This window comes from Pseudomonas sp. GW823-FHT02F05 (genome assembly GCF_058797315.1).
Window position 1 is genome coordinate 157,332 of sequence record NZ_JBXAJM010000015.1, and the last position, 20,355, is coordinate 177,686.

A 20,355-nucleotide genomic window follows, 5' to 3' on the forward strand; every position below is an offset into this window, starting at 1 on the left:
TCCTACAATTTGGCGGATATCCGCCTTGTCGCCCCACTGGGTGATGGCTACCATCCGCCACTCCATGGATGAGGCCCTTGCATGCGTGAACGTACCATCGCCAGCCATTACGCCCGAGCGGCCCTCGGCGGTGCGCGCCGAGCCGGTTTCGACTACTCGGGGGTGTTGCAGCAGGTGGGCATCACCCCGGAACTGCTGACCGAACCCCGCGCCCGCATCGCTCCAGAGCAATTTGCCCGCTTGCTGCAAATGCTCTGGCTGGGGTTGGATGACGAATACCTGGGGTTTGCCGAAGGGCCGAGCAAACGCGGCACTTTCGCCATGATGTGCCACGCGCTGATCCATTGCCGCACGCTGGAGAAGGCGCTGGAGCGCGGCTTATTGTTCTATAGCCTGTTCCCCCAAGGCCCACGCTGGCAGCTGACCAAAGAAGGCGACATGGCGCGCCTGAGCCTGGACGACTCACAGCTATGGGACCCGGACCACTTCCTCAGTGAATGCCTGCTGGTGATCTGGCATCGCCTGGGCAGTTGGTTGATCGGCCAGCGTATCCGGCTGCAGCAGGCCACCTTCAGTTACCCGATGCCGGCCCATGCCGGTGAATATGACCTGCTGTTCCCCTGCCGCCAGGTGTTCGGCGCGCCGACCAGCAGCCTGGTGTTTCCCAGCCGCTACCTGAGCCTGCCGCTGTTGCAGGATGAACGCACCCTCAAGCACTTCTTGCAGCGCTCCCCTGCCGACTTGTTGTCCCGGCCGGATGAAGGTGACAGCCTGAGCAGCCAGTTGCGCCGCCTGCTGAGCCGCGACCGCACGCTCTGGCCAGACCTGGAAGCCGTCGCCCAGCACTTGCACATCAGCCCACAGACCCTGCGCCGCCACCTGCGCGAAGAAGGCACAAGTTTTCAGGCATTGAAGGATGAGCTACGCCGGGATATCGCCATTTACCACCTGGGGCGGGCGGATTTGTCTTTGCAGGAGATCGCGGAACAGTTGGGGTTTTCCGAACCGTCGGCGTTTCATCGGGCCTTCAAGAAGTGGACGGGGTTGACGCCGGGGGCCTACAGAGCGCAGGAGAGTTAGCGGTGTATTGGCTGGGAGGGCCTCATCGCAGGCAAGCCAGCTCCCACAGTTGAATGTATTCACACATCAAAATGTGGGAGCTGGCGTGCCTGCGATGAGGCCAGTGCAGATCACAAGGCAGGAAAGTGAATCCTGAACGCCGCCCCACCCAACGCTGAATCCCCCAACGTCAACCGCGCGTGATAGCTTTCGATGATGTCCTTGACCACCGCCAGCCCGATCCCCTGCCCCGGGTGCTGGCGATCTAGCCGTTCGCCGCGCTGCAGGATCCGTGCACGCTGGTCCGGTGGTACGCCGGGGCCGTCGTCTTCGATACACAGCTCAATGCCATCGAGGTTTTCCACCAGGCTGATACGCACTTGCTTGAGGCACAGGCGGTAGGCGTTTTCCAGCAGGTTGCCGAGCATTTCGAGCAACGCGCCCTTCTCGATGGGCACTTCGCAGGCCTGCGGTAAATCGAAGGTCACGGTGACCCGCTTGTCGCGGTAAACTTTTTCCAATGTATCGCACAGGCTTTGCACCACCGGTTCCAGGCGGACCTGGTGGCGCACCAGGCCACTTTTACGCAGGCTGGCACGCTGCAGTTGGTAACCGATCTGCTGGCTCATGCGTTCGATTTGCGATTGCAGCACCCACGCCTGGCTACGTTCTTCAGGCCGCTGGGCCATGTCTTCGCTCACGCCCTGCAACACCGCCAGTGGCGTTTTCAGGCTGTGAGCCAAGTCATCAAGAGAATCGCGGTAGCGCGCACGCTGTTCGCGCTCGCTGTGCAGCAAGCGGTTCAGGGAGCCAGTCAGGCGCAGCAGCTCACGGGGGTGTTCTTCGCTGAGGCTTTCGCGGGTGCCGCCTTCGATCTGGTCGAGCTCATGGCTCAGGCGCCGCAGGGCTTGCAGGCCCCAGGTCAGACCCAGCCACAACAGCGTCAACAGCACCAGCAACGCCGCGCCGAACCCGAGGTAGAGGTTCTCACGCAGGCCTTCGAGGGTCAGTTGGTATTCGCGCACCGGCTGCAAGGCGACAATGCTGAACGCCGCGCTCTTGCCTCCCAGTAGGCGCACCTCGACGTCATACACGAAGAATTCCTGGCCATTGGCCTCGCGAATCCGCGCAAATTCGTTGCCGCGCCCGTCATAGCGCGGTTTGTAGTTGATGTTTTCTTCCTGGGTCGCCCGCGAGCGCCATACCAGATGGCCTTCACGGTCGTAGATATAACCCAGCAGCCGACTGTCGGTGAGGTTGAAACGCTCATCGGGCAGCTGCGCCGGCATCAGCAGGCGGTTATTGTCGACCCGCGCCGCAGAAATCAGGGTGGTCACATCCGACGCCAGGCGCTGTTCGATGGAATCCTGCAACGCCAGGCTGAACGCGCCTTGCATGGCCGGCAACAGGCCGAGCATAAACAGCACGGCCAGGGTGGCGGCCGCCAGCATCAGGCGCACACGTAGCGAACGAATCAACGGCAGCGCTCATTGAACAGGTAGCCCAGGCCACGCACGGTGTCGATCGGCTTGAACCCGGCCGGGCCTTCCAGCTTGCGGCGCAGGCGGCCGACCAGCACTTCGATCACGTTTGGATCGCGCTCGTCGTCATCCGGGTACAGTTGCTCCATCAAGCGGTCCTTGGCGACCACTTGTTGATGATGACGCATCAAGTATTCGAGGATCCGATACTCATAGGCTGTCAGCGCCAGGGGCTGCTCGTCCAGGGAGGCTTGCTTGCGGTTTAGGTCCAGCAGCAGCGGCCCGGCAACGATAGTCGACTGGGTAAAACCGCTGGAGCGGCGCAGCAAGGCGTTCATGCGTGCCTCCAGCTCTTCGAACTGGAACGGCTTGACCACGTAGTCGTCGGCCCCGGCCGCCAAGCCTTCAACCTTGTCCTGCCAGTTGCCGCGGGCGGTGAGGATCAGGATCGGGAAGGTCTTGGTCTGGGTGCGCAACTGGCGAATCAGGTCCAGGCCGCCCATGCCGGGCAGGCCAAGGTCGATGATCGCCAGGTCATGGTTGAACTGGCCGGTCTGGTACAGGGCTTCTTCGGCATTGGCCACGGCTTCGACCACATGCCCGCTGTCGGTCAGGCGGGTAAACAGGTGATGACGCAGCAGCGCCTCATCTTCCACCACCAGCAATTTCATAAGGTTCTCCACTGCAATTCAACTAGCCGACAGGGGGATATCATAGCGGCCCTGCAGCTCTTGGGGGCGCAGTTTTATGCCATTGTAGTGGCCAGTCAGGTGCGCGTAGCCGCTGCGATAGTCGGGTTGCGCAGGGGTAGCGCCCAGGGCCTGGCCCCACGGCGCGGCCTGGGTGCCGGCGTCTTCGAAGCTGACACGATGGATCAGGTTGCTGGATTTCTTGGTTTTCTCGCTGCCAAAGGCCGCAAAGGCGCCATCGGACGCCTGCACGCCGGCAGTGGCGCCGAGCATGGTCAAGGCCAACATCAGCTTTTTGATCGCAGTCATGGTGGTTACCTCATACGCATTTAGGCTGTGGGGCCCAGACTACGCAGGCGCCCCTGAACTCCCCCTGAACGGGCTCTGAACCGCAGCTGAACCGCATCGGGCTATCCACTGGCGCACCAACTCGGCAAAATACCGCGCATGACGCCCCTACCCGCTTGCTGCACCCCACTCGATGATCATTGGCCGTTGCCGGTTTCTTTGCCGGGCACGGTGTTTTTGAGCACGCGATTCGACCCGGCTTTATTGAGCCACGGCGATTTTCAGCGCTGCGATGTGCCGCCGCCCGCGAGCATCCAACGCTCGGTCGCCAAGCGCCAGGCGGAATTTCTCGCCGGCCGCCTGTGCGCGCGCGAAGCGCTGCAACGACTCGATCATCTGCACTGCATCCCGGCCATCGGCGAAGACCGTTCCCCGGTCTGGCCAGGGCATATCAGTGGTTCCATCACCCACAGCACCGGGCACGCTGCGGCGATTGTCGGGCACAAGGCGCAATGGCGCGGGCTGGGCATGGACCTGGAGCATCTGCTGACGGTGGAACGGGCCGAACGCCTGGCCGGGGAAATTTTGACGGCCGATGAGCTCCAGCGCATGGCCGCCCTGCCCCGTGAGCAACACGCCTTGCTGGTGACGCTGACGTTTTCGGTGAAGGAAAGCTTGTTCAAGGCGCTCTATCCGATCGTGCACAAGCGCTTTTATTTCGAGCATGCCGAGGTGTTGGAGTGGTCAGCGGCTGGGAAGGTGCGCCTGCGGTTGCTGACCGATCTTTCGCAAGAATGGAAGCATGGCAAAGAGCTGGAAGGGCAGTTTGTGGTGCAAGGGGAGCAGTTGTTGAGCTTGGTGGCTATCGCAATGTAGGAGCGAGCTTGCTCGCGAAAAACTCACAGGCTCCGCGTTTATTCAGGCAGCACGCGTTATCGTTGAGGTTTTTCGCGAGCAAGCTCGCTCCTACAGTTAGGTTTTCAGGGTTTATCTTGATCCCTGGGCCAGCTCAGGCTGAAACACGCCCCACCCAGGTTATTGCTCTTGCTGATCAGCGCCCGCCCGCCGTGCCAATAGATAATCCGCCGCACGATCGACAAGCCCAGGCCATGCCCGCCAGAAGCGCGGGTACGGCTGTCATCCAAGCGCAGGAACGGCGTGAAGATCCGCTCCCAGGCGCTTTCCGGCACACCAGGGCCGTCGTCTTCCACATCGATGCGACAGCGCACCTGCCCCACCTGATAACTGATCAACACCTGGCCTCTGGCGTGGCGCATGGCGTTACTCACCAGATTTTGCAGGGCACGGTGCAAGTAGCGCGGTTCAGCGTCGACCCAGGCGTCATCCCAATGTGCCGAAGACAGGCAAATACCCCGAGTGACGGCGACCTGCGGGCGCAATGGCGATAATTCGCCAATCACCTGATCGAGCAATGCATCAAGGTCTACGCGCTGGAAATTCAGCTCCGGCGCACCCTGTTCCAAGCGCGCATAAGTGAGCATCTCGTCCACCAGGCCATCGAGGTCCTGGATATCGCCATCCATGCCTTCCAGGTATTTGCGCCGCGCCTCGGGCGTGGCGGCGTCACCGATCATCTCCAGGCCAAAACGCAGGCGCGCGACCGGTGTGCGCAACTCGTGGGAGACCGCGCGCACCAGCTCGCGCTGAATCGCCAGCAATTGCTGCAGGTGCTCGGCCATGCCATTGAAAGCTGCCGCCAGCCGCCCGACCGAGTCTGCACCGCGAGCGGGTACGCGCACTTCCAGGTTGCCCTTGGCGATACGCGTAGCCGCCGCCTCAAGGCCTTTGAGCCGACGCTCAAGTTGACGCACCAGCAGATAGACGATCAAGCCGATCAGAGTCAGGCCGATCAAGGTGATCAGGATCAGCCATTGCGCCGGGTACGGGTTCATCTGGTACAGCGGGCCGATCTCCAGTACCCATGGGGTGCCGACCATGCCGGCAAACACGCGAATCGAATCGCCGCCCTTGCCCAGCGCCATCACCGTATCGCCCTCCGCCACGCGACGACGCTGGTCGTCGTCCATGTCGGCCTGGTCAAGGGCCATCAGGTGCATTTCAAAACCAAAACCCTTGGCGTGTTTGATGTCGGCCAGGCGCTGGGGCTGTTCGGCCACCGGGAAACGCACCAGTTCGTCGGCCAGCAGGTAAATAGTCGCACGGGCCAATTGCTCGCTGATCTGCTGCACTTCGCCGGTGAGCACCAATTGCTCTTGCTCGCTGACCAACCGCAGCACCCGCGCCGCATGAGGCCCGGTCTGCTCAACCAGGACCTGGCCGCGTTGCAGGCGGTTGCGCTGGCCCAGGTCCAATTGCGCATCGGTGAACGTGCGCAGCTCTAGCGGGATGCCCAGCAAGCGCTCCCACACCGCCAAGGCGCGCTGCCGTTCAATGGTGCTCATGGGTTGCAGGTTATCGCCCATCAACGCAAAGGTGCCGTGGGCCAGGCGCTCACGGTACTGGCCGCTGCGCACATCATTAAGCAGGTGCAGTGCCAGCGCGCCGAGCAACGCCACCAGGATCAGCGCCGCGCACATGCCGCCGTAGATGCGCAGGAAGATCGAGTTCACAGCGGCATGTCGGCAGCGGCTTCGGGGACGAACAGGTAGCCTTTGCTGCGGATGGTCTTGATCAGGCGTGGGTGGAGCGGATCGTCGCCGATCTTTGGCCGAATGCGCGAGATACGCACGTCAATGGAACGATCCTGGCCGTCATAGCCGATACCACGCAGCGCTATGAAGATTTCTTCGCGGGACAGGATGCGCCCGGCGTTCGCGACCAGCAGCCACAGCAAGTCGAATTCAGCGCTGGTCAGTTCGATGCTGCCCTCATGCAACCAGGCTTCGCGCAAGGCATTGTCCACCACCAGTGGGCCAAACTGCAGGCGGCGTTGATGTTCCATTGCGGGCGGCAACACCGGCTCGCTGCGGCGTAGCAGCGCCTGGATACGCGCCAGCAACAACCGCGGGCGCACGGGTTTGCACACGTAGTCGTCGGCGCCCATGTCGAGGCCCAGCACCTGGTCCATGTCGTCGGTGCGCGCGGTCAGCATCAGGATCACGCCGTCATAGCGCTCGCGCACTTTACGGCAGATGCTCAGGCCGTCTTCGCCGGGCAGCATCAGGTCGAGGATCACCAGGTCCGGCTGCTCGGCGATGATGCGCGCCGCGGCCTTGGCACCATCGCCTTCCACCGACACACGCAGGCCGTTGCTTTCCAGGTACTCACGGGTCAATTCGGCGAGTCGCTCGTCGTCCTCGACGATCAGTATCTGCCAGGCTTCTTGCTCCATGCGCTACCTCGGTTCTCTATTGTAGGAGCGAGCTTGCTCGCGAAGAACGCAAGAGCACCGCGGTTATCCAGGTTTGCTGCATTATCGTTGACGATTTTCGCGAGCAAGCTCGCTCCTACAGTTGTCATGTGGAGCAAGCATGCTATTGCCCTGATCAAGGCCGATTGTAGCCATGCACCGGCCCTTGAACACAAGCCGGGAAATCCATTCGGTCATGGCGATTTTTTGTGGTAGGGTTCGCGCCCTCAAAATTCCCGCCGGCAGTTTCTACCCGGGAATATTCGGTGACAAACGGTGTAATCCAGTAGTAGTGCGGCCTACACGGGTGTTCCATGATTCATACACATTTTACCCACAGCGTTATCCACAGGTAGTGCGTTGCTAAGCCCCCAAAAACGCATTATCTTGTACCTCGGCGCTAAAAAAACCCTACATGTAGGGTTTTCAGCGAAAAGACCAAACACATATCAGACAAGAAACTCAAGCGCTTTCTTGCTCGCGTTTGGTTGAACCAAAGCATTTTTTGAAAGCCCAAACCGCGCACGCGGATGGCGGCCGTTTTCCAACCCGATTGGCAGAAAACGGTACGGGTGTTGCAGGGCTTGAATGGGGCCACTGTCACCCACCAGGAATACGGCGAAGGGCTCCCCGGCCCCGAACCAAAGACTTCGGCATGGAAGCGGCGCGATGAGCTCCCTTCCTCCTGTCCCGAAGTTGTTATGCCAGGCCCAGGCCTGCTGTAAGTGCTTCAGGACGGAACGGTGGGCACCGTGATGGTGCCCAAATAAATATAGAATGTGGAGACACCCCCTCATGCAAACCGACACAACTCGCGAGAACCCGCAGGGCTCCGTGCCGCAGGCCGCTGATTCGAACCTGGATCTGTCCGCCACTGCACCTGGCCAACTGCGCGTGATCAAGCGTAACGGCACTGTCGTTCCTTATACCGATGACAAAATCACCGTCGCCATCACCAAAGCGTTTCTTGCAGTTGAAGGCGGCACCGCTGCCGCTTCGTCGCGCATCCACGACACCGTTGCACGCCTGACCGAACAGGTCACCGCGACCTTCAAGCGTCGCATGCCATCGGGCGGCACTATCCACATCGAAGAAATCCAGGACCAGGTAGAACTGGCCCTGATGCGTGCCGGCGAGCAAAAAGTGGCCCGCGACTACGTGATCTACCGTGATTCGCGCGCCAAGGAGCGTGCCGTACGTTCCCCGGCCGAAGAAGCCGCCGTACAAGCGCACCCGTCGATCCGCATCACCCTGGCCGATGGCAGCTTTGCCCCGCTGGACCTGGGCCGCCTGAACACCATTATCACCGAGGCCTGCGAAGGCCTGGAAGAAGTCGACGGTGACCTGATCCAGCGCGAAACCCTGAAGAACCTGTACGACGGCGTAGCCCTGACCGACGTCAACACCGCCCTGGTAATGACCGCCCGTACCCTGGTCGAGCGTGAGCCGAACTACTCGTTCGTGACCGCCCGCCTGCTGATGGACACCCTGCGTGCCGAAGGCCTGGGCTTCCTGAAAGTCGCCGACAGCGCCACTCACCACGAGATGGCCGACCTGTACGCCAAGGCCCTGCCGGCCTACATCGCCAAAGGTATCGAATTCGAATTGCTGAACCCGATCCTGGCCACTTTCGACCTGGAAAAACTCGGCAAGGCGATCAACCACGAGCGTGACCAGCAGTTCACCTACCTGGGCCTGCAAACCCTGTACGACCGTTACTTCATCCACAAGGACGGTATCCGCTTCGAACTGCCGCAAGTGTTCTTCATGCGCGTGGCCATGGGCCTGGCGATCGAAGAGAAGAACAAAGAAGACCGTGCCATCGAGTTCTACAACCTGCTGTCGTCCTTCGACTACATGTCGTCGACCCCGACCCTGTTCAACGCCGGCACCCTGCGTCCACAGCTGTCGAGCTGCTACCTGACCACCGTGCCGGATGACCTGTCGGGCATCTACCACGCGATCCACGACAACGCCATGCTGTCCAAATTCGCCGGCGGCCTGGGCAACGACTGGACACCGGTGCGTGCACTGGGTTCGTACATCAAGGGCACCAACGGCAAGTCCCAGGGCGTCGTACCGTTCCTGAAAGTGGTAAACGACACCGCCGTTGCCGTGAACCAGGGTGGCAAGCGCAAAGGCGCTGTATGTGCCTACCTGGAAACCTGGCACATGGACATTGAAGAGTTCATCGAGCTGCGCAAGAACACCGGTGATGACCGTCGTCGTACCCACGACATGAACACCGCCAACTGGATCCCTGACCTGTTCATGAAGCGCGTCTTCGATGACGGCAAGTGGACCCTGTTCTCGCCATCCGAAGTCCCGGACCTGCACGACCTGACCGGCAAGGCCTTCGAAGAGCGCTACGAGTACTACGAAGCCCTCACCGAGTACCCAGGCAAGGTCAAGCTGTTCAAGACCATCCAGGCCAAAGACCTGTGGCGCAAAATGCTGTCCATGCTGTTCGAAACCGGCCACCCATGGTTGACCTTCAAGGACCCATGCAACCTGCGCAGCCCGCAGCAGCATGTGGGCGTGGTCCACAGCTCGAACCTGTGCACCGAGATCACCTTGAACACCAACAAGGACGAGATCGCCGTTTGCAACCTGGGCTCGATCAACCTGCCGAACCACATCGTCAACGGCAAGCTGGACACCGCCAAGCTGGAGCGTACCGTCAACACCGCCGTACGCATGCTCGATAACGTCATCGACATCAACTACTACTCGGTGCCACAGGCGCAGAACTCCAACTTCAAGCACCGTCCGGTTGGCCTGGGGATCATGGGCTTCCAGGACGCGTTGTACCTGCAGCACATCCCTTACGGTTCCGATGCAGCGGTCGAGTTCGCCGACAAGTCCATGGAAGCGGTCAGCTACTACGCGATCCAGGCTTCCTGCGACCTGGCCGACGAGCGCGGCGCCTACGAGACGTTCCAGGGTTCGCTGTGGTCCAAGGGCATCCTGCCGCTGGATTCGCAACAGATCCTGATCGAAGCCCGTGGCCAGAAGTACATCGACGTCGACCTGAACGAAACCCTGGACTGGGCACCGGTACGTGCCCGTGTGCAGAAAGGTATTCGTAACTCCAACATCATGGCCATCGCACCGACCGCCACCATCGCCAACATCACTGGCGTGTCGCAGTCGATCGAACCGACCTACCAGAACCTGTATGTGAAATCGAACCTGTCGGGCGAATTCACCGTGATCAACCCGTACCTGGTTCGCGACCTGAAAGCTCGTGGCCTGTGGGACTCGGTCATGATCAACGACCTGAAGTACTACGACGGGTCCGTGCAGCAGATCGAGCGCATCCCGCAAGAACTCAAAGAGCTCTACGCGACCGCCTTCGAAGTGGACACCAAGTGGATCGTTGACGCCGCCAGCCGTCGTCAGAAGTGGATCGACCAGGCCCAGTCCCTGAACCTGTACATCGCCGGCGCTTCGGGCAAGAAGCTGGACGTGACCTACCGCATGGCGTGGTACCGTGGCCTGAAAACCACTTACTACCTCCGTGCCCTGGCCGCCACCAGCACCGAGAAGTCGACCATCAACACCGGCAAGCTGAACGCAGTGTCCAGCGGCAACCACGGTGATGACTCGGTACTCGCAGCGCCAGCCGGCCCGGCACCTGTGCCAAAGGCCTGCGCCATTGACGAGCCGGATTGCGAAGCTTGCCAATAAGCTGAACCTGCCCTGGGTTTAACCACCCGAGGCAGAAAAGCCCCCGATACACCTAGGGTGTATCGGGGGCTTTTTCTTGGGCGGGCATAAAGCCCTTGTTGCGGTATTGCTGTTCGGTCAATACCTGGATGGACAGCGTGAAGCAGATGCAAATGTGGGAGGGGGCTTGCTCCCGATAGGGTGTCAGTCAATGGATACTTGGCTGATTCACCGCTATCGGGGGCAAGCCCCCTCCCACATTTTAAAGCGCTAACCTATCAGGTCATCTGAATGATGGTCTGCATGATGGTGCTTTGGGTGGAGATGGTCTTGGCGTTCGCCTGGTAGTTGCTCTGGGCCTTGATCAGGTCCACCAGCTCGTTGGTCAAGTTGACGTTGGAGTTCTCCAGGGAACTGGCCTTGATCGACCCCAGAGTGCCAGATTCCGGTGCGTCGTAGCCCGGCTGGCCCGACGCGAAGGTCTCTTTCCAGGTCGTACCGCCGGCGGGCTGCAGGCCCTGCTCGTTGTTGAAGCTGGCCAGGGAAATCTGGCCGATGGCCTTGCTCTGCTGGTTACTGAAGGTGGCGAAGAGCACGCCGCTGCCATCGATCTTCAGGCCGGTGATCTGGCCGGTGGCGTAACCATCTGTGACCGGCGGGTTACGGTAGCTGGCCGAGTTGTACTGGGTGACGGTGCCCATGTTGATGGCGATGCCATCCTTGTTAGCCGTCGCATCGTTAGCTTTCCATACTCCATCGGTCACCGTGCCAGGTACCCAATCCTTGATGGTCAAGGTGTTACCGGCAACACCGCCGGTCACGATGCTCTTGAGGTTACCAGCACCATCGAAGCTCAACGTCGACGGCACAGGCGCCTTCACGTCAGCACCGGTACCGGTAGGAGCCGAACCATCAGGATTGCGGCCATCGATCAAGGTGTAGGCCTGCCACTGGTTGGCATCGGTTTTGACCAAGTACTGCACCATCGGGTGCGCATTGCCCTGGGAGTCGTACAAGGTGGTGCTGTATTGCGTGGTGAAGCTTTCGGACTTGGTTGGATCAAACGGGTTCTTGGACTGATCGATCACCGGCGACGAGGAGTTCAGGTTGCTGGAAGAGTCCACCTTGGTAGACGCCTTCGGCGGCAGGTTCGCCAGGTTCAGCTGCAGGTCAACCAGGCCGCCTTTGGTGATTTTGCCATTCTCGTCCGCGGCATAGCCTTGCAGGCGCGAGGTGCCGGTATTGTTGGTGATATAGCCGTCTTTGTCCGCACGGAAAGCACCGCTACGGGTGTATTCCAGCGAACCGTCGCTGCCCTTCTGCACGAAGAAGCCACCACCCTGGATCGCCATGTCGAGGATGCCGCCACTCCCGTTGACGTCGCCCTGGGTGAACTGCTGGGACACCGCCGCCAGGTTCACACCGTTGCCGATGCTGTTCTGGCCGGTGCCCAGCTTGGAGGCCGCGTAGATATCCGCGAATTCCGCACGGGATGACTTGAAGCCAGTGGTCGCGACGTTGGCGATGTTGTTGCCGGTCACGTCCAGTTGTTTGTTGGCCGCATAGAGGCCGCTAAGGCCGATGTTAAAAGACATGTTTCTCTCCTCTGCCGTATTTAGCCGGCTCTATGTACCGATAGTCTGAATTTGCGACAGCTTGACGCTGCCCATGCCGCCTGCAAGGTTGAGCAGCATTTCGCCGCCGGTCTTGCTCAGGGTCACGCTGGTGACCGTGGCTGGTAGCGAGGTGGTCAGGGCCACCGCGTCACCTTTGTCGTTCTTGGTGGAGGCATTGAAGGTGTAGGTGCCGGCTGGGGCGACCTCACCCTTGTCGTTCTTGCCGTCCCAGATAAAGCTCTGGCTGCCGGCACTCTGCGCGCCCATATCCACGGTGCGTACGACGTTGCCGTCCTTGTCGGTGATCTTGACGGACACGTTGCCCACCGCCGATGGCACCGCCACTGAACCGTTCATGCTCTTGCTGGTATCCACCATGGCTTTGTCGGTCTGGATAATGATCGACCGCCCCACCAGCGACGAAGCCTGCAGCGCTTGAGAAGAGCTGAAGTTGCTGGAGATGTTGTTCACCGAGTCGTTCAGGGTGTTGATGCCTTCCAGGCTGCTGAACTGGGCAAGCTGGGCCACGAACGCGCCGTTGTCCTGGGGCGACAGCGGGTTCTGGTTTTTCAGCTGGGTCACCAGCAACTGCAGGAATGCGTCCTTGCCCAGCGCCTGGTTACCCGTGGCCGCTTTGGAAACATTCGAGACATTGTTCGACGCGTCCTTGACCTTGGAGTTGAACAGGTCCTGGACAGCCGTGTTGTTTGACGTATCAACGATGGCCATTATTTGGCGCCCCTTATCACTGACCCAGGGTCAGGACCTTCTGCATCATGGTTTTGGCGGTGTTCATCATTTCCGCGTTGGTCTGGAACGAACGGCTGGCGGAAATCATGTCAGCCATTTCCTCGACCACGTTGACGTTGGGGTAGTAGACGTAACCCTTTTCGTTCGCGGCAGGATGGTTGGGCTCGTAACGGGCCTCCAGGTTGCTCTGGTCTTCGACGACGCCCAACACCTGCACGCCGGAGCCAGCTGCGTCCTGATTCTGGAACAGCGACTCGCTGCCGCCTGCCTGGCCACCCTGGAACATGGTGGCGAATACCGGATGGCGGGCGCGATAGGTCTGGTCAATGCTCGAGGAGACGGTCTCGGCGTTGGCGATGTTACTGGCGACGGTGTTCAAACGCGTGGTCTGCGCGCTCATGCCACTGCCGGCAATATTGAAAACACTGGACAGGGACATGGCTTACTCTCCGCGCAGGGCTGACATCAGCCCTTTGAATTTGCTGTTGAGCAGGGTGAAGCTGGCTTGGAAGTTCACCGAGTTTTCGGCGTAGTTCGATTGCTCCAGCTGGGCGTCAACGGTGTTCTGGTCGATCGACGGCTGCATCGGCGTGCGATACAGCAGCGACTCGTCACCATTGCCCAGGCCTTGCGCTTCGATATGACGGCTATTGGTCATGTTCAAGGCGAAGGTGCCGTTCTTGGTCTTGTCCTGTTGTGCGGCGAGCACGGCGGAGAAGTCCAGGTCCCGAGCTTTGTAGTTCGGGGTGTCGGCGTTGGCGATGTTGTTGGCCAGGACTTCGGCACGCTGGGCGCGGAAGCCCAGGGCTTGTTCGTGGATACCGAGCGCTTTATCGAAGCTGATGCTCATGGCGGAAACCTTTAGGCTGACCTGCTGTTCGTTAGCAGGGTTATAGCAAGGTGTATGCCAAACTTGCGAAAGCCCCGTATATGAAGGGTTTCGAGGGGAGTTGCCGGCGACTATGCCAGAAAAGCGGCAAGCGATTTCCGCGTAGTGCCAGTAAAGCGGCAATGGGCAGTTGCCGCTTTACGCCAGCTTGCCGAGAAAAAAATGTGGGAGCTGGCTTGCCTGCGATGGCGGAGTGCCTGCCGACCTATTCGTCGACTGACAAAACGCTATCGCGGGCAAGCCCGGCTCCCACAGTTTTATTGCATACACCCAGGCTACTTGGCCTGGTAGATGATCCCCGGGCTGCATTGCACCATCTGGAAGTGATCCGGCAGCCCATTGAGCGCCTCGGAAGCACCGAGGAACAGATAACCTCCGCGCTTGAGCGTGCCATGGATACGCAGCAGGATGTCTTTCTTCACTTCAGCGGAGAAATAGATCAGCACATTGCGGCAGAACACCATGTCGAACTTGCCCAGGCTGGCGTAGCTGTCGAGCAGGTTGAACGAGCGGAATTCGACGCGGTTCTTGATCGGCGCCTTGATCGCCCAACGCCCCGCCCCTTTGGGATCGAAGTAACGTTGAAGGCGCTCCTGGGACAAGCCTCGGCCCAACGCCAGGCTGTCGTACTCACCGGTCTTGCAGTTGGTGAGCATAGTGCCGGACAAATCCGTGGCCACAATTTGCGCGCCAGCTTTCAACTGGCCCATGTTGGTCCGCTCGAACTCGTCGATGGACATCGAGATCGAGTACGGTTCCTGCCCCGAGGAACAGGCCGCCGACCAGATGCGCAGGCGCTGGCCCGGGCTGGCCTTGATGGCTTCCGGCAAGACTTTGTTCTTGAGCACTTCAAAGGGATAGGTATCGCGAAACCACAAGGTTTCGTTGGTAGTCATGGCATCGACCACCATTTCCTTGAGCCCACTGCGCGGCTGCCCCTGGATCCGCTGGACCAACTCACCCAGGGACTTGATGCCCTGCTGTTCCATCAGCTTGTTGAGACGGCTGGATACCAGGTACTGCTTGTTTTCACCGAGCAATATGCCACAGGCTTTTTCCAGGAAGACCCGGAACTGTTCGAAATCCAAATTACCCGTAGACAATGATGCCGCCTCTTAAATCGTGTGACCGCCAGGGGAAATCCCCTAGCCGTGATCTGCTGCCTTGATCCGGTCGACTACCCGGGATGCGAGGTCATCAGGACGGAACTTGGCCAGAAAGTCATCCGCACCGACCTTCTTGACCATTGCCTGATTGAATACCCCCGACAACGAAGTATGCAGGATGATATGCAACTTTTGCATGCGTGGATCGTTACGTATTTCGGCCGTGAGCGTGTAGCCATCCATTTCCGGCATCTCGATGTCAGAGATCATCATCAAGAATTCTTCTTCAGGCCTCTTGCCTTCGTCTGCCAGCTTGCGCAGGTAATCCAAGGCCTGGCGGCCATCATTCAGCGCTACCACCTCAACCCCGACCGTTTGCAGGCAACGCGTGACCTGCTTGCGCGCCACAGAAGAGTCGTCCACGGTCAACACACGCAGCGAAACCGCCTTGTGTGCCGTTTCGGCATCCACCACCCCGACGGAGATGGTTTCCGAGGTGGGGGCCACTTCGGCGAGGATCTTCTCCACGTCGATGATTTCCACCAACTGGTTATCGACCCGCGTCACGGCCGTCAGGTAGTGATCGCGCCCCGTGCCCTTGGGCGGCGGATGGATCTCTTCCCAGTTCATATTGACGATGCGCTCCACCGAGCGCACCAGGAAACCCTGGGTCTTGGTGTTGTATTCGGTGATGATCACGAAGGGGTTCTGGCGGTCTTGCAAACCCGCGGCCCCCGTGGCCATGGCCAGGTCAAGAATCGGAATGGTCGCGCCACGGATGTTGGCCACGCCGCACACCACCGGACTGGACTTGGGCATGATCGTCAACTTGGGACATTGCAGCACTTCACGCACTTTAAACACGTTGATGCCATACAACTGTTTGCCATCCAGGCGGAAAAGCAACAACTCCAGGCGATTCTGCCCTACCAGCTGTGTGCGCTGGTTTACTGAATCCATTACACCTGCCATGCCCAGACTCCTAAATCCTAGGGGTACGACGCGTACCCAACACTAAACGGCACGAGCTTTGCTATTTACTGAGTATGGATATTAAAACGACAGTTTCCCGACACCCTGGCCGCTCACGCTACCGTAGACTGCTCTGCGCCGCGATGGCACTGCTTGTCTCGAGCCTGGGCGCCACGGCCCGTGCCGACAACGTCACCCTGCCTGATCTACTTATCGGCGTCACCCAAGGCTTTCTTGAGTTCACTGTAGAAGATTATCTGGCGACTACCCAGACGCCGGGGCGTTATGAAATTCAGGTCAACCAGTTGGACCCTCGATTGCGCATGCCAATGTGCGACAAGGAATTGACAGCCACTCTGGAAAGCCCCGCCCAGCCCATCGGTCGTGTGACCGTAAAGGTACGCTGTGAGGGCGCCTCGCCCTGGACGGTTTTCGTACCAGCTCAGGTCAAGCTGTATCGCGATGTGGTGGTAGTGGCGCGACCGTTGAAGCGCACGGGCATCATCGGCTACGACGACGTGGCGTTGCGCGAGCGGGATATCAGCTTGATCAACCAGGGCTACCTGACGTCGCTGGAACAGGCCGTCGGGCAGAAACTCACGCGGCCAGTGGTCACCGACCAAGTCCTCACGCTGGTTCATCTGGAACAGGCCGAGGTGATTCGCAAGGGTGACCAGGTGGTAATTTCCGCCAGCAGCGGCGGCCTGAACGTCAGGATGCCGGGCGAGGCGCTGTCAAATGGCGGCATGAGCGAACAGATCCGCGTCAAGAACCTCAACTCCAATCGCGTGATCAAGGCGCGGGTCACGGCACCAGGCCAGGTCGAGGTGGCGCTATAGATGACTGGAATCAAATGCCAGCTTTTCCTACACTGTGTGCTGGATATTGAGCCGTACAGGTTTATTGTCAATCGAGCCTAAAGTTTGCCCGGGTATGGCCGAAAACATGGCAAGCGTCCAAATACCCAGAGGTTTTTCAACATGGTCATTGATTTCAGTCGTTTGAATAACACCCCGGCCTTGCCCGGCAATACGCGCACCGCCGGTGCCAAGGACAGCGTAGAGGCCAAGCCGCAGCCCTTGCCTGCCAAAGCAGAACAGGCCGCCGCCAGCCAGAGTGGGGAATCGGTACACCTGAGCAATGAGGCTCAACAGTTGCAGAAGGTCACTGACTCGCTGCGCGATCAACCCGTCGTCAATAAAGCCCGCGTGGCCGAGTTGAAACAGGCTATCGCCGATGGCAGCTATAAAGTCGACAGCAACCGTGTAGCCAGCAAGCTGCTCAACTTCGAAGCCGAGCGCTAGGCAAACGCCTGCGCTGGGCTTTTGGACGCTTAAAACCCAAGGCCAGCCATGCACCACGACGAACATTTGCTCCAACTGATCATTGATGATCTGGCGCCGACGCAACAATTGCTCGAGCTGCTCAAGGAAGAATCACTGGCCTTGTACGGCCGGGATATGCCCTTGCTGGAAGAAATCCTGGCGCGCAAACAGTCCCTGATTGTCTTGCTCGAACAGCACGGCAAAAAACGCAGCGAGATTCTGATCAGCCTGGGCCTGCCCGCAGATCATGATGGCCTGGCACAACTGGCCAGCCACTCCTCAGTCGGCGATCAACTGCTGGCACAAAGCAAAGAACTCAATCATTTGCTCGCCCAGTGCCAGGAAGCCAACCTGCTCAACGGCCAGTCGATCCAGCTTCAGCAAGCCACCACCGCCAATCAGTTGCGCATACTGCACGGCGGAGAGCCTCCGGCCCTGTATAACGCCCAAGGCTCCACCTCACGCCTGATCAAACCAAGCACCCGCAGCCAAGCCTGACGCCGGTTTACAGCGCGACCTATCCAAGGCGCGCTACATACTGGCAAAATGCCGGTTCTTGCGTGTAGTCGTATTTTGCCTGGAGATGGAAGAACCGTGTTCAACGCCCTTAATGCGGAAGATGCACCGCAGCCACCCAAGGTGCTCACCACGCCTCTGGAAATCGCCAGCACGTTGCGGATGCTGCAAGAAAGCCATGACCCGCTGATCATCACCTTCCACGAACGTAGCCAGCGCTTCCAGAGCTACCTGGTGGACATCGACCGGGACAGCAAGACGCTGGTACTGGACGAAATGATTCCCCGCGACGGTGAACGCTATCTTGAGAATGGCGAAGCCTTCCGTATCGAAGGCTTCCATGAGGGCGTGCGGGTTGCCTGGGAAAGCAACGGCACCTTGACCATCAGCGAGAAAGGCGGCCACCGCATCTACAGCGGCAGCCTGCCCGGCGAAGTGGTTTACCACCAAAGACGCAATGCCTTCCGCGCCGCACTGAAACTCGCGCAATTGGTGGATATTCAGTTAGGTGGCGAGAAGCTCAAGGTGCCTGTCAGCGGTAAGCTGTTGGACATCTCGGCAACCGGCTGCAAATTGCGCTTTGAAGGCGACATCTCCGAGCGTCTGCAGTTAGGCCAGGTCTATGATCGCTTTATCGCTGCCCTGCCCTTCGGCAGCATGACCACCTCTGTGGAACTGCGCTATCTGCACTTCGAAGACAAGATCAACACCACCTTTGCCGGCGTGCGCTTTCATAACATGAGTGGCTTGGTGCAGCGACAAGTGGAACGCTTTGTCTACCAATTACAGCGTGAAGCTCGGCGCTTCGATAAAGACGACGATCTCTAAGCGTTAGACGCTGAGATAAAAAAACGGGCAGATCCTGATGGGATCTGCCCGTTTTTTCGTTCAGGGGCGTGCCCTGCTTAAGTCATGGGGATGTTCGTCCGGGTCTGGTGGCTCGTGCGGCTCTTCGCTCGTCGGCTCATCGGTTTCAGGGGCAGGCTCTGGATCGGGCACAGTGACTTGCATCTGATCCTGTACCACCTGCTCATCCACCCGCGGGTCAAGGGCAGCCACCAAAGGCGAACTGGACATGCTGTCGGGCATCGCCACGTGATGCAGCGGCGCGTCATCGACCTGATGCAGGTTGGTCACCGCCTTGGGGCGAATGCGCCACACCAGGATCAATGCACACAGGCTGAAAAACGCATAGAGCATCTGGCTGCCGAATAGCTTCATTACCACACCGGCCAACAGCGGCCCCACGCTGGCGCCGATCCCGTAGGTCACCAGCAACATGGCCGTCAGCGATACCCGACGATCGCCTTCCACATGGTCGTTGGAAAAGGCCACTGCCAAAGGGTAAAGGCAGAACTGCACCAGCGAACAGAAGAAGCCCGCCACGAACAACACTTCCAGCGGAACCTGCGTCATGATTGCCAACGGCAAGGCCGTCACCGCCAGGCACAAGGCGAAGCAGCGAATCAGCAGCGCGCGGTCATATCGGTCCGACAACCAGCCCAGTGGCCACTGCACGACCAATCCAGCAAAAATGCAGCTCCCCATGAACAGGCCGACTTGCTCGGTCGTCAGGCCCTGCTGAGAGGCGTACAGCGGTGCCAAGCCGTAGAACGAACCGACGATCAACCCAGCGCCCAACACGGTGCTGAGCGACTGCGGCACGCGCTTGATAAAGAAGCGCGGCTCCATCGGGGCCGGGTGCAGTGGGGCCGGGTGAATGCGTCGAGTCATTGCCACCGGGACCAGGCACAGCGCAAAGCACAACGCCACGAGCATCAACAGCTCAAGCCCAAGATGGGGATGCATGACCAGGATCAGTTGGCCCAGCACCAACCCAAGGTAGGACGCAATCATGTAGCCGCTGAACACCACACCGCGCTGCTTGGCATCCGCCTGCTCGTTGAGCCAACTCTCGATGACCATGTACTGGCACATCATCCCCAGGCCCACGATCATCCGCAGCACGATCCAGGCTGGCAGCCAATCAATCAAACCGTGCCCCAGCACCGCTGCACCGACGATGCCCGCGCAGGTGGCGTAGGCGCGAATATGCCCGACCCGGGCGATGAGGCGGTGTCCGAGCTTGCCGCCCAGCACCAAGCCAAAATAGTTGGCGGCCATCAGCGCACCGACCCACAGGCTGTCGACATTGTCTGCTGCCAGACGCAAAGCCAGATAAGTACTAAGTAGGCCGGAGCCGATCAGCATCATCAAAGAGGCGAAATAAAGGGCTCGAAAAGATTTCCAGATCTGGCGCATCGGCGTTCCGAGCGGCTCCTTGCGGTGGGGGGTAGGGCTATCAGCATGATAGTCCGGGGCGGTTGGATCCGGACAGGCAGCAGGGCCTGTTCCCGGCGATTATTTTGTTTCACAGCTCAGACGCTACGTGGGTGTCTGCGAGGTACATAACCGTGGAGATAAATACATGGCGCACCACCTGTGAACCTTGATAACACGCAAGGTTCGACTGGTATTCGGGTATCTGTACAAAAGGTTTCAATGGAACGCTATGCAGGCTTTGGAAGTTGGCGTGCTTTTAGAGCGCCCAAAACAAAACCCCAACTGCTTTCGCAATTGGGGTTTCGGAATTTAATCTTGACGATGACCTACTCTCACATGGGGAAACCCCACACTACCATCGGCGATGCATCGTTTCACTGC

General features: G+C 59.6%; 20 protein-coding genes and 1 pseudogene. 8 read left to right on the top strand and 13 right to left on the bottom strand.

Translation table 11 applies throughout. The features are described 5' to 3' along the window. Positions 1–81: 81 nt before the first annotated feature. On the top strand, positions 82–1,080 hold the full coding sequence (locus AC1RAC_RS18965; protein WP_492616891.1) for an AraC family transcriptional regulator: 999 nt from the start codon (positions 82–84) through the stop codon (positions 1,078–1,080). 110 nt (positions 1,081–1,190) lie between these two features. Here AC1RAC_RS18965 and AC1RAC_RS18970 read toward each other — a convergent pair whose 3' ends face one another. Genes AC1RAC_RS18970 through AC1RAC_RS18980 form a run of 3 tightly spaced genes read right to left on the bottom strand, consistent with a single transcriptional unit; the run spans position 1,191 to position 3,538 of the window. Further along, positions 1,191–2,537, bottom strand: coding sequence for an ATP-binding protein (locus AC1RAC_RS18970; protein ID WP_019817208.1), 1,347 nt, complete (start codon positions 2,535–2,537; stop codon positions 1,191–1,193). Next, the gene (locus tag AC1RAC_RS18975; RefSeq protein ID WP_003193559.1) at positions 2,534–3,211 is read right to left on the bottom strand and encodes a response regulator; all 678 of its coding nucleotides are present in this window, start codon (positions 3,209–3,211) and stop codon (positions 2,534–2,536) included. Before AC1RAC_RS18975 ends, AC1RAC_RS18970 begins: the two co-directional genes overlap by 4 nt. An 18-nt stretch (positions 3,212–3,229) precedes the next feature. Next, positions 3,230–3,538, bottom strand: a complete 309-nt coding sequence (locus AC1RAC_RS18980) for a hypothetical protein (RefSeq protein WP_003193560.1) — start codon at positions 3,536–3,538, stop codon at positions 3,230–3,232. 138 nt (positions 3,539–3,676) lie between these two features. On the opposite strand from AC1RAC_RS18980, the gene AC1RAC_RS18985 reads away from it, so the two are divergent. Further along, a complete protein-coding gene (locus tag AC1RAC_RS18985; protein WP_259284624.1) occupies positions 3,677–4,393 on the top strand; it encodes a 4'-phosphopantetheinyl transferase superfamily protein in 717 nt (238 codons plus the stop codon). Positions 4,394–4,497: 104 nt separating this feature from the next. Here AC1RAC_RS18985 and AC1RAC_RS18990 read toward each other — a convergent pair whose 3' ends face one another. From AC1RAC_RS18990 to AC1RAC_RS19000, 3 genes and pseudogenes are all read right to left on the bottom strand, one after another. Further along, a complete protein-coding gene (locus tag AC1RAC_RS18990; RefSeq protein ID WP_492616892.1) occupies positions 4,498–6,108 on the bottom strand; it encodes an ATP-binding protein in 1,611 nt (536 codons plus the stop codon). Beyond that, positions 6,105–6,830: a response regulator gene (locus AC1RAC_RS18995; RefSeq protein WP_054897921.1), complete on the bottom strand. Its 726-nt coding sequence runs from the start codon at positions 6,828–6,830 to the stop codon at positions 6,105–6,107. The genes AC1RAC_RS18990 and AC1RAC_RS18995 overlap by 4 nt, the downstream gene beginning before the upstream one ends. 17 nt (positions 6,831–6,847) lie before the next feature. Next, a pseudogene (locus tag AC1RAC_RS19000) lies at positions 6,848–6,958 on the bottom strand (outer membrane lipoprotein carrier protein LolA); the annotation flags it as partial. 685 nt (positions 6,959–7,643) lie between these two features. Between AC1RAC_RS19000 and AC1RAC_RS19005 the strand changes: the two are divergent. Further along, complete coding sequence (locus AC1RAC_RS19005) at positions 7,644–10,538, top strand: ribonucleoside-diphosphate reductase subunit alpha (RefSeq protein ID WP_032879843.1); 2,895 nt, start codon at positions 7,644–7,646, stop codon at positions 10,536–10,538. 257 nt (positions 10,539–10,795) lie between these two features. Here the strand turns inward: AC1RAC_RS19005 and flgE are convergent, their stop codons facing one another. From flgE to AC1RAC_RS19035, 6 genes are all read right to left on the bottom strand, one after another. Continuing rightward, positions 10,796–12,112, bottom strand: a complete 1,317-nt coding sequence (flgE, locus tag AC1RAC_RS19010; protein WP_054922158.1) for a flagellar hook protein FlgE — start codon at positions 12,110–12,112, stop codon at positions 10,796–10,798. A gap of 30 nt (positions 12,113–12,142) precedes the next feature. Continuing rightward, on the bottom strand, positions 12,143–12,862 hold the full coding sequence (gene flgD, locus AC1RAC_RS19015; protein ID WP_034128455.1) for a flagellar hook assembly protein FlgD: 720 nt from the start codon (positions 12,860–12,862) through the stop codon (positions 12,143–12,145). 16 nt (positions 12,863–12,878) lie between these two features. After that, a complete protein-coding gene (flgC, locus tag AC1RAC_RS19020; RefSeq protein ID WP_032895649.1) occupies positions 12,879–13,322 on the bottom strand; it encodes a flagellar basal body rod protein FlgC in 444 nt (147 codons plus the stop codon). A gap of 3 nt (positions 13,323–13,325) precedes the next feature. Further along, positions 13,326–13,733 (bottom strand): flagellar basal body rod protein FlgB, encoded by a 408-nt coding sequence (flgB, locus tag AC1RAC_RS19025; RefSeq protein ID WP_034120825.1) that lies wholly within the window; start codon positions 13,731–13,733, stop codon positions 13,326–13,328. A gap of 314 nt (positions 13,734–14,047) precedes the next feature. Continuing rightward, complete coding sequence (cheR, locus tag AC1RAC_RS19030; RefSeq protein ID WP_014719581.1) at positions 14,048–14,875, bottom strand: protein-glutamate O-methyltransferase CheR; 828 nt, start codon at positions 14,873–14,875, stop codon at positions 14,048–14,050. 42 nt (positions 14,876–14,917) lie between these two features. Beyond that, positions 14,918–15,850 carry a chemotaxis protein CheV gene (locus AC1RAC_RS19035; protein ID WP_034128456.1) on the bottom strand — a complete coding sequence of 311 codons (933 nt, stop codon included), beginning with the start codon at positions 15,848–15,850 and terminating at the stop codon, positions 14,918–14,920. Positions 15,851–15,924: 74 nt separating this feature from the next. Between AC1RAC_RS19035 and flgA the strand changes: the two genes are divergently transcribed. From flgA to AC1RAC_RS19055, 4 genes are all read left to right on the top strand, one after another. Further along, positions 15,925–16,689, top strand: coding sequence for a flagellar basal body P-ring formation chaperone FlgA (gene flgA / locus AC1RAC_RS19040; RefSeq protein WP_057976403.1), 765 nt, complete (start codon positions 15,925–15,927; stop codon positions 16,687–16,689). 141 nt (positions 16,690–16,830) lie between these two features. Continuing rightward, positions 16,831–17,154, top strand: a complete 324-nt coding sequence (gene flgM / locus AC1RAC_RS19045) for a flagellar biosynthesis anti-sigma factor FlgM (protein WP_054897918.1) — start codon at positions 16,831–16,833, stop codon at positions 17,152–17,154. Between the two features lie 48 nt (positions 17,155–17,202). Then, positions 17,203–17,673 carry a flagella synthesis protein FlgN gene (locus AC1RAC_RS19050; protein WP_034128459.1) on the top strand — a complete coding sequence of 157 codons (471 nt, stop codon included), beginning with the start codon at positions 17,203–17,205 and terminating at the stop codon, positions 17,671–17,673. 96 nt (positions 17,674–17,769) lie between these two features. After that, on the top strand, positions 17,770–18,519 hold the full coding sequence (locus AC1RAC_RS19055) for a flagellar brake protein (protein WP_054922165.1): 750 nt from the start codon (positions 17,770–17,772) through the stop codon (positions 18,517–18,519). 60 nt (positions 18,520–18,579) lie between these two features. Here AC1RAC_RS19055 and AC1RAC_RS19060 read toward each other — a convergent pair whose 3' ends face one another. Further along, a complete protein-coding gene (locus tag AC1RAC_RS19060; RefSeq protein ID WP_054922167.1) occupies positions 18,580–19,953 on the bottom strand; it encodes an MFS transporter in 1,374 nt (457 codons plus the stop codon). Positions 19,954–20,133: 180 nt separating this feature from the next. Here AC1RAC_RS19060 and AC1RAC_RS19065 point away from each other — a divergent pair. After that, the coding region (locus tag AC1RAC_RS19065; RefSeq protein ID WP_213159341.1) for a hypothetical protein at positions 20,134–20,355 on the top strand (222 nt) is incomplete at its 3' end.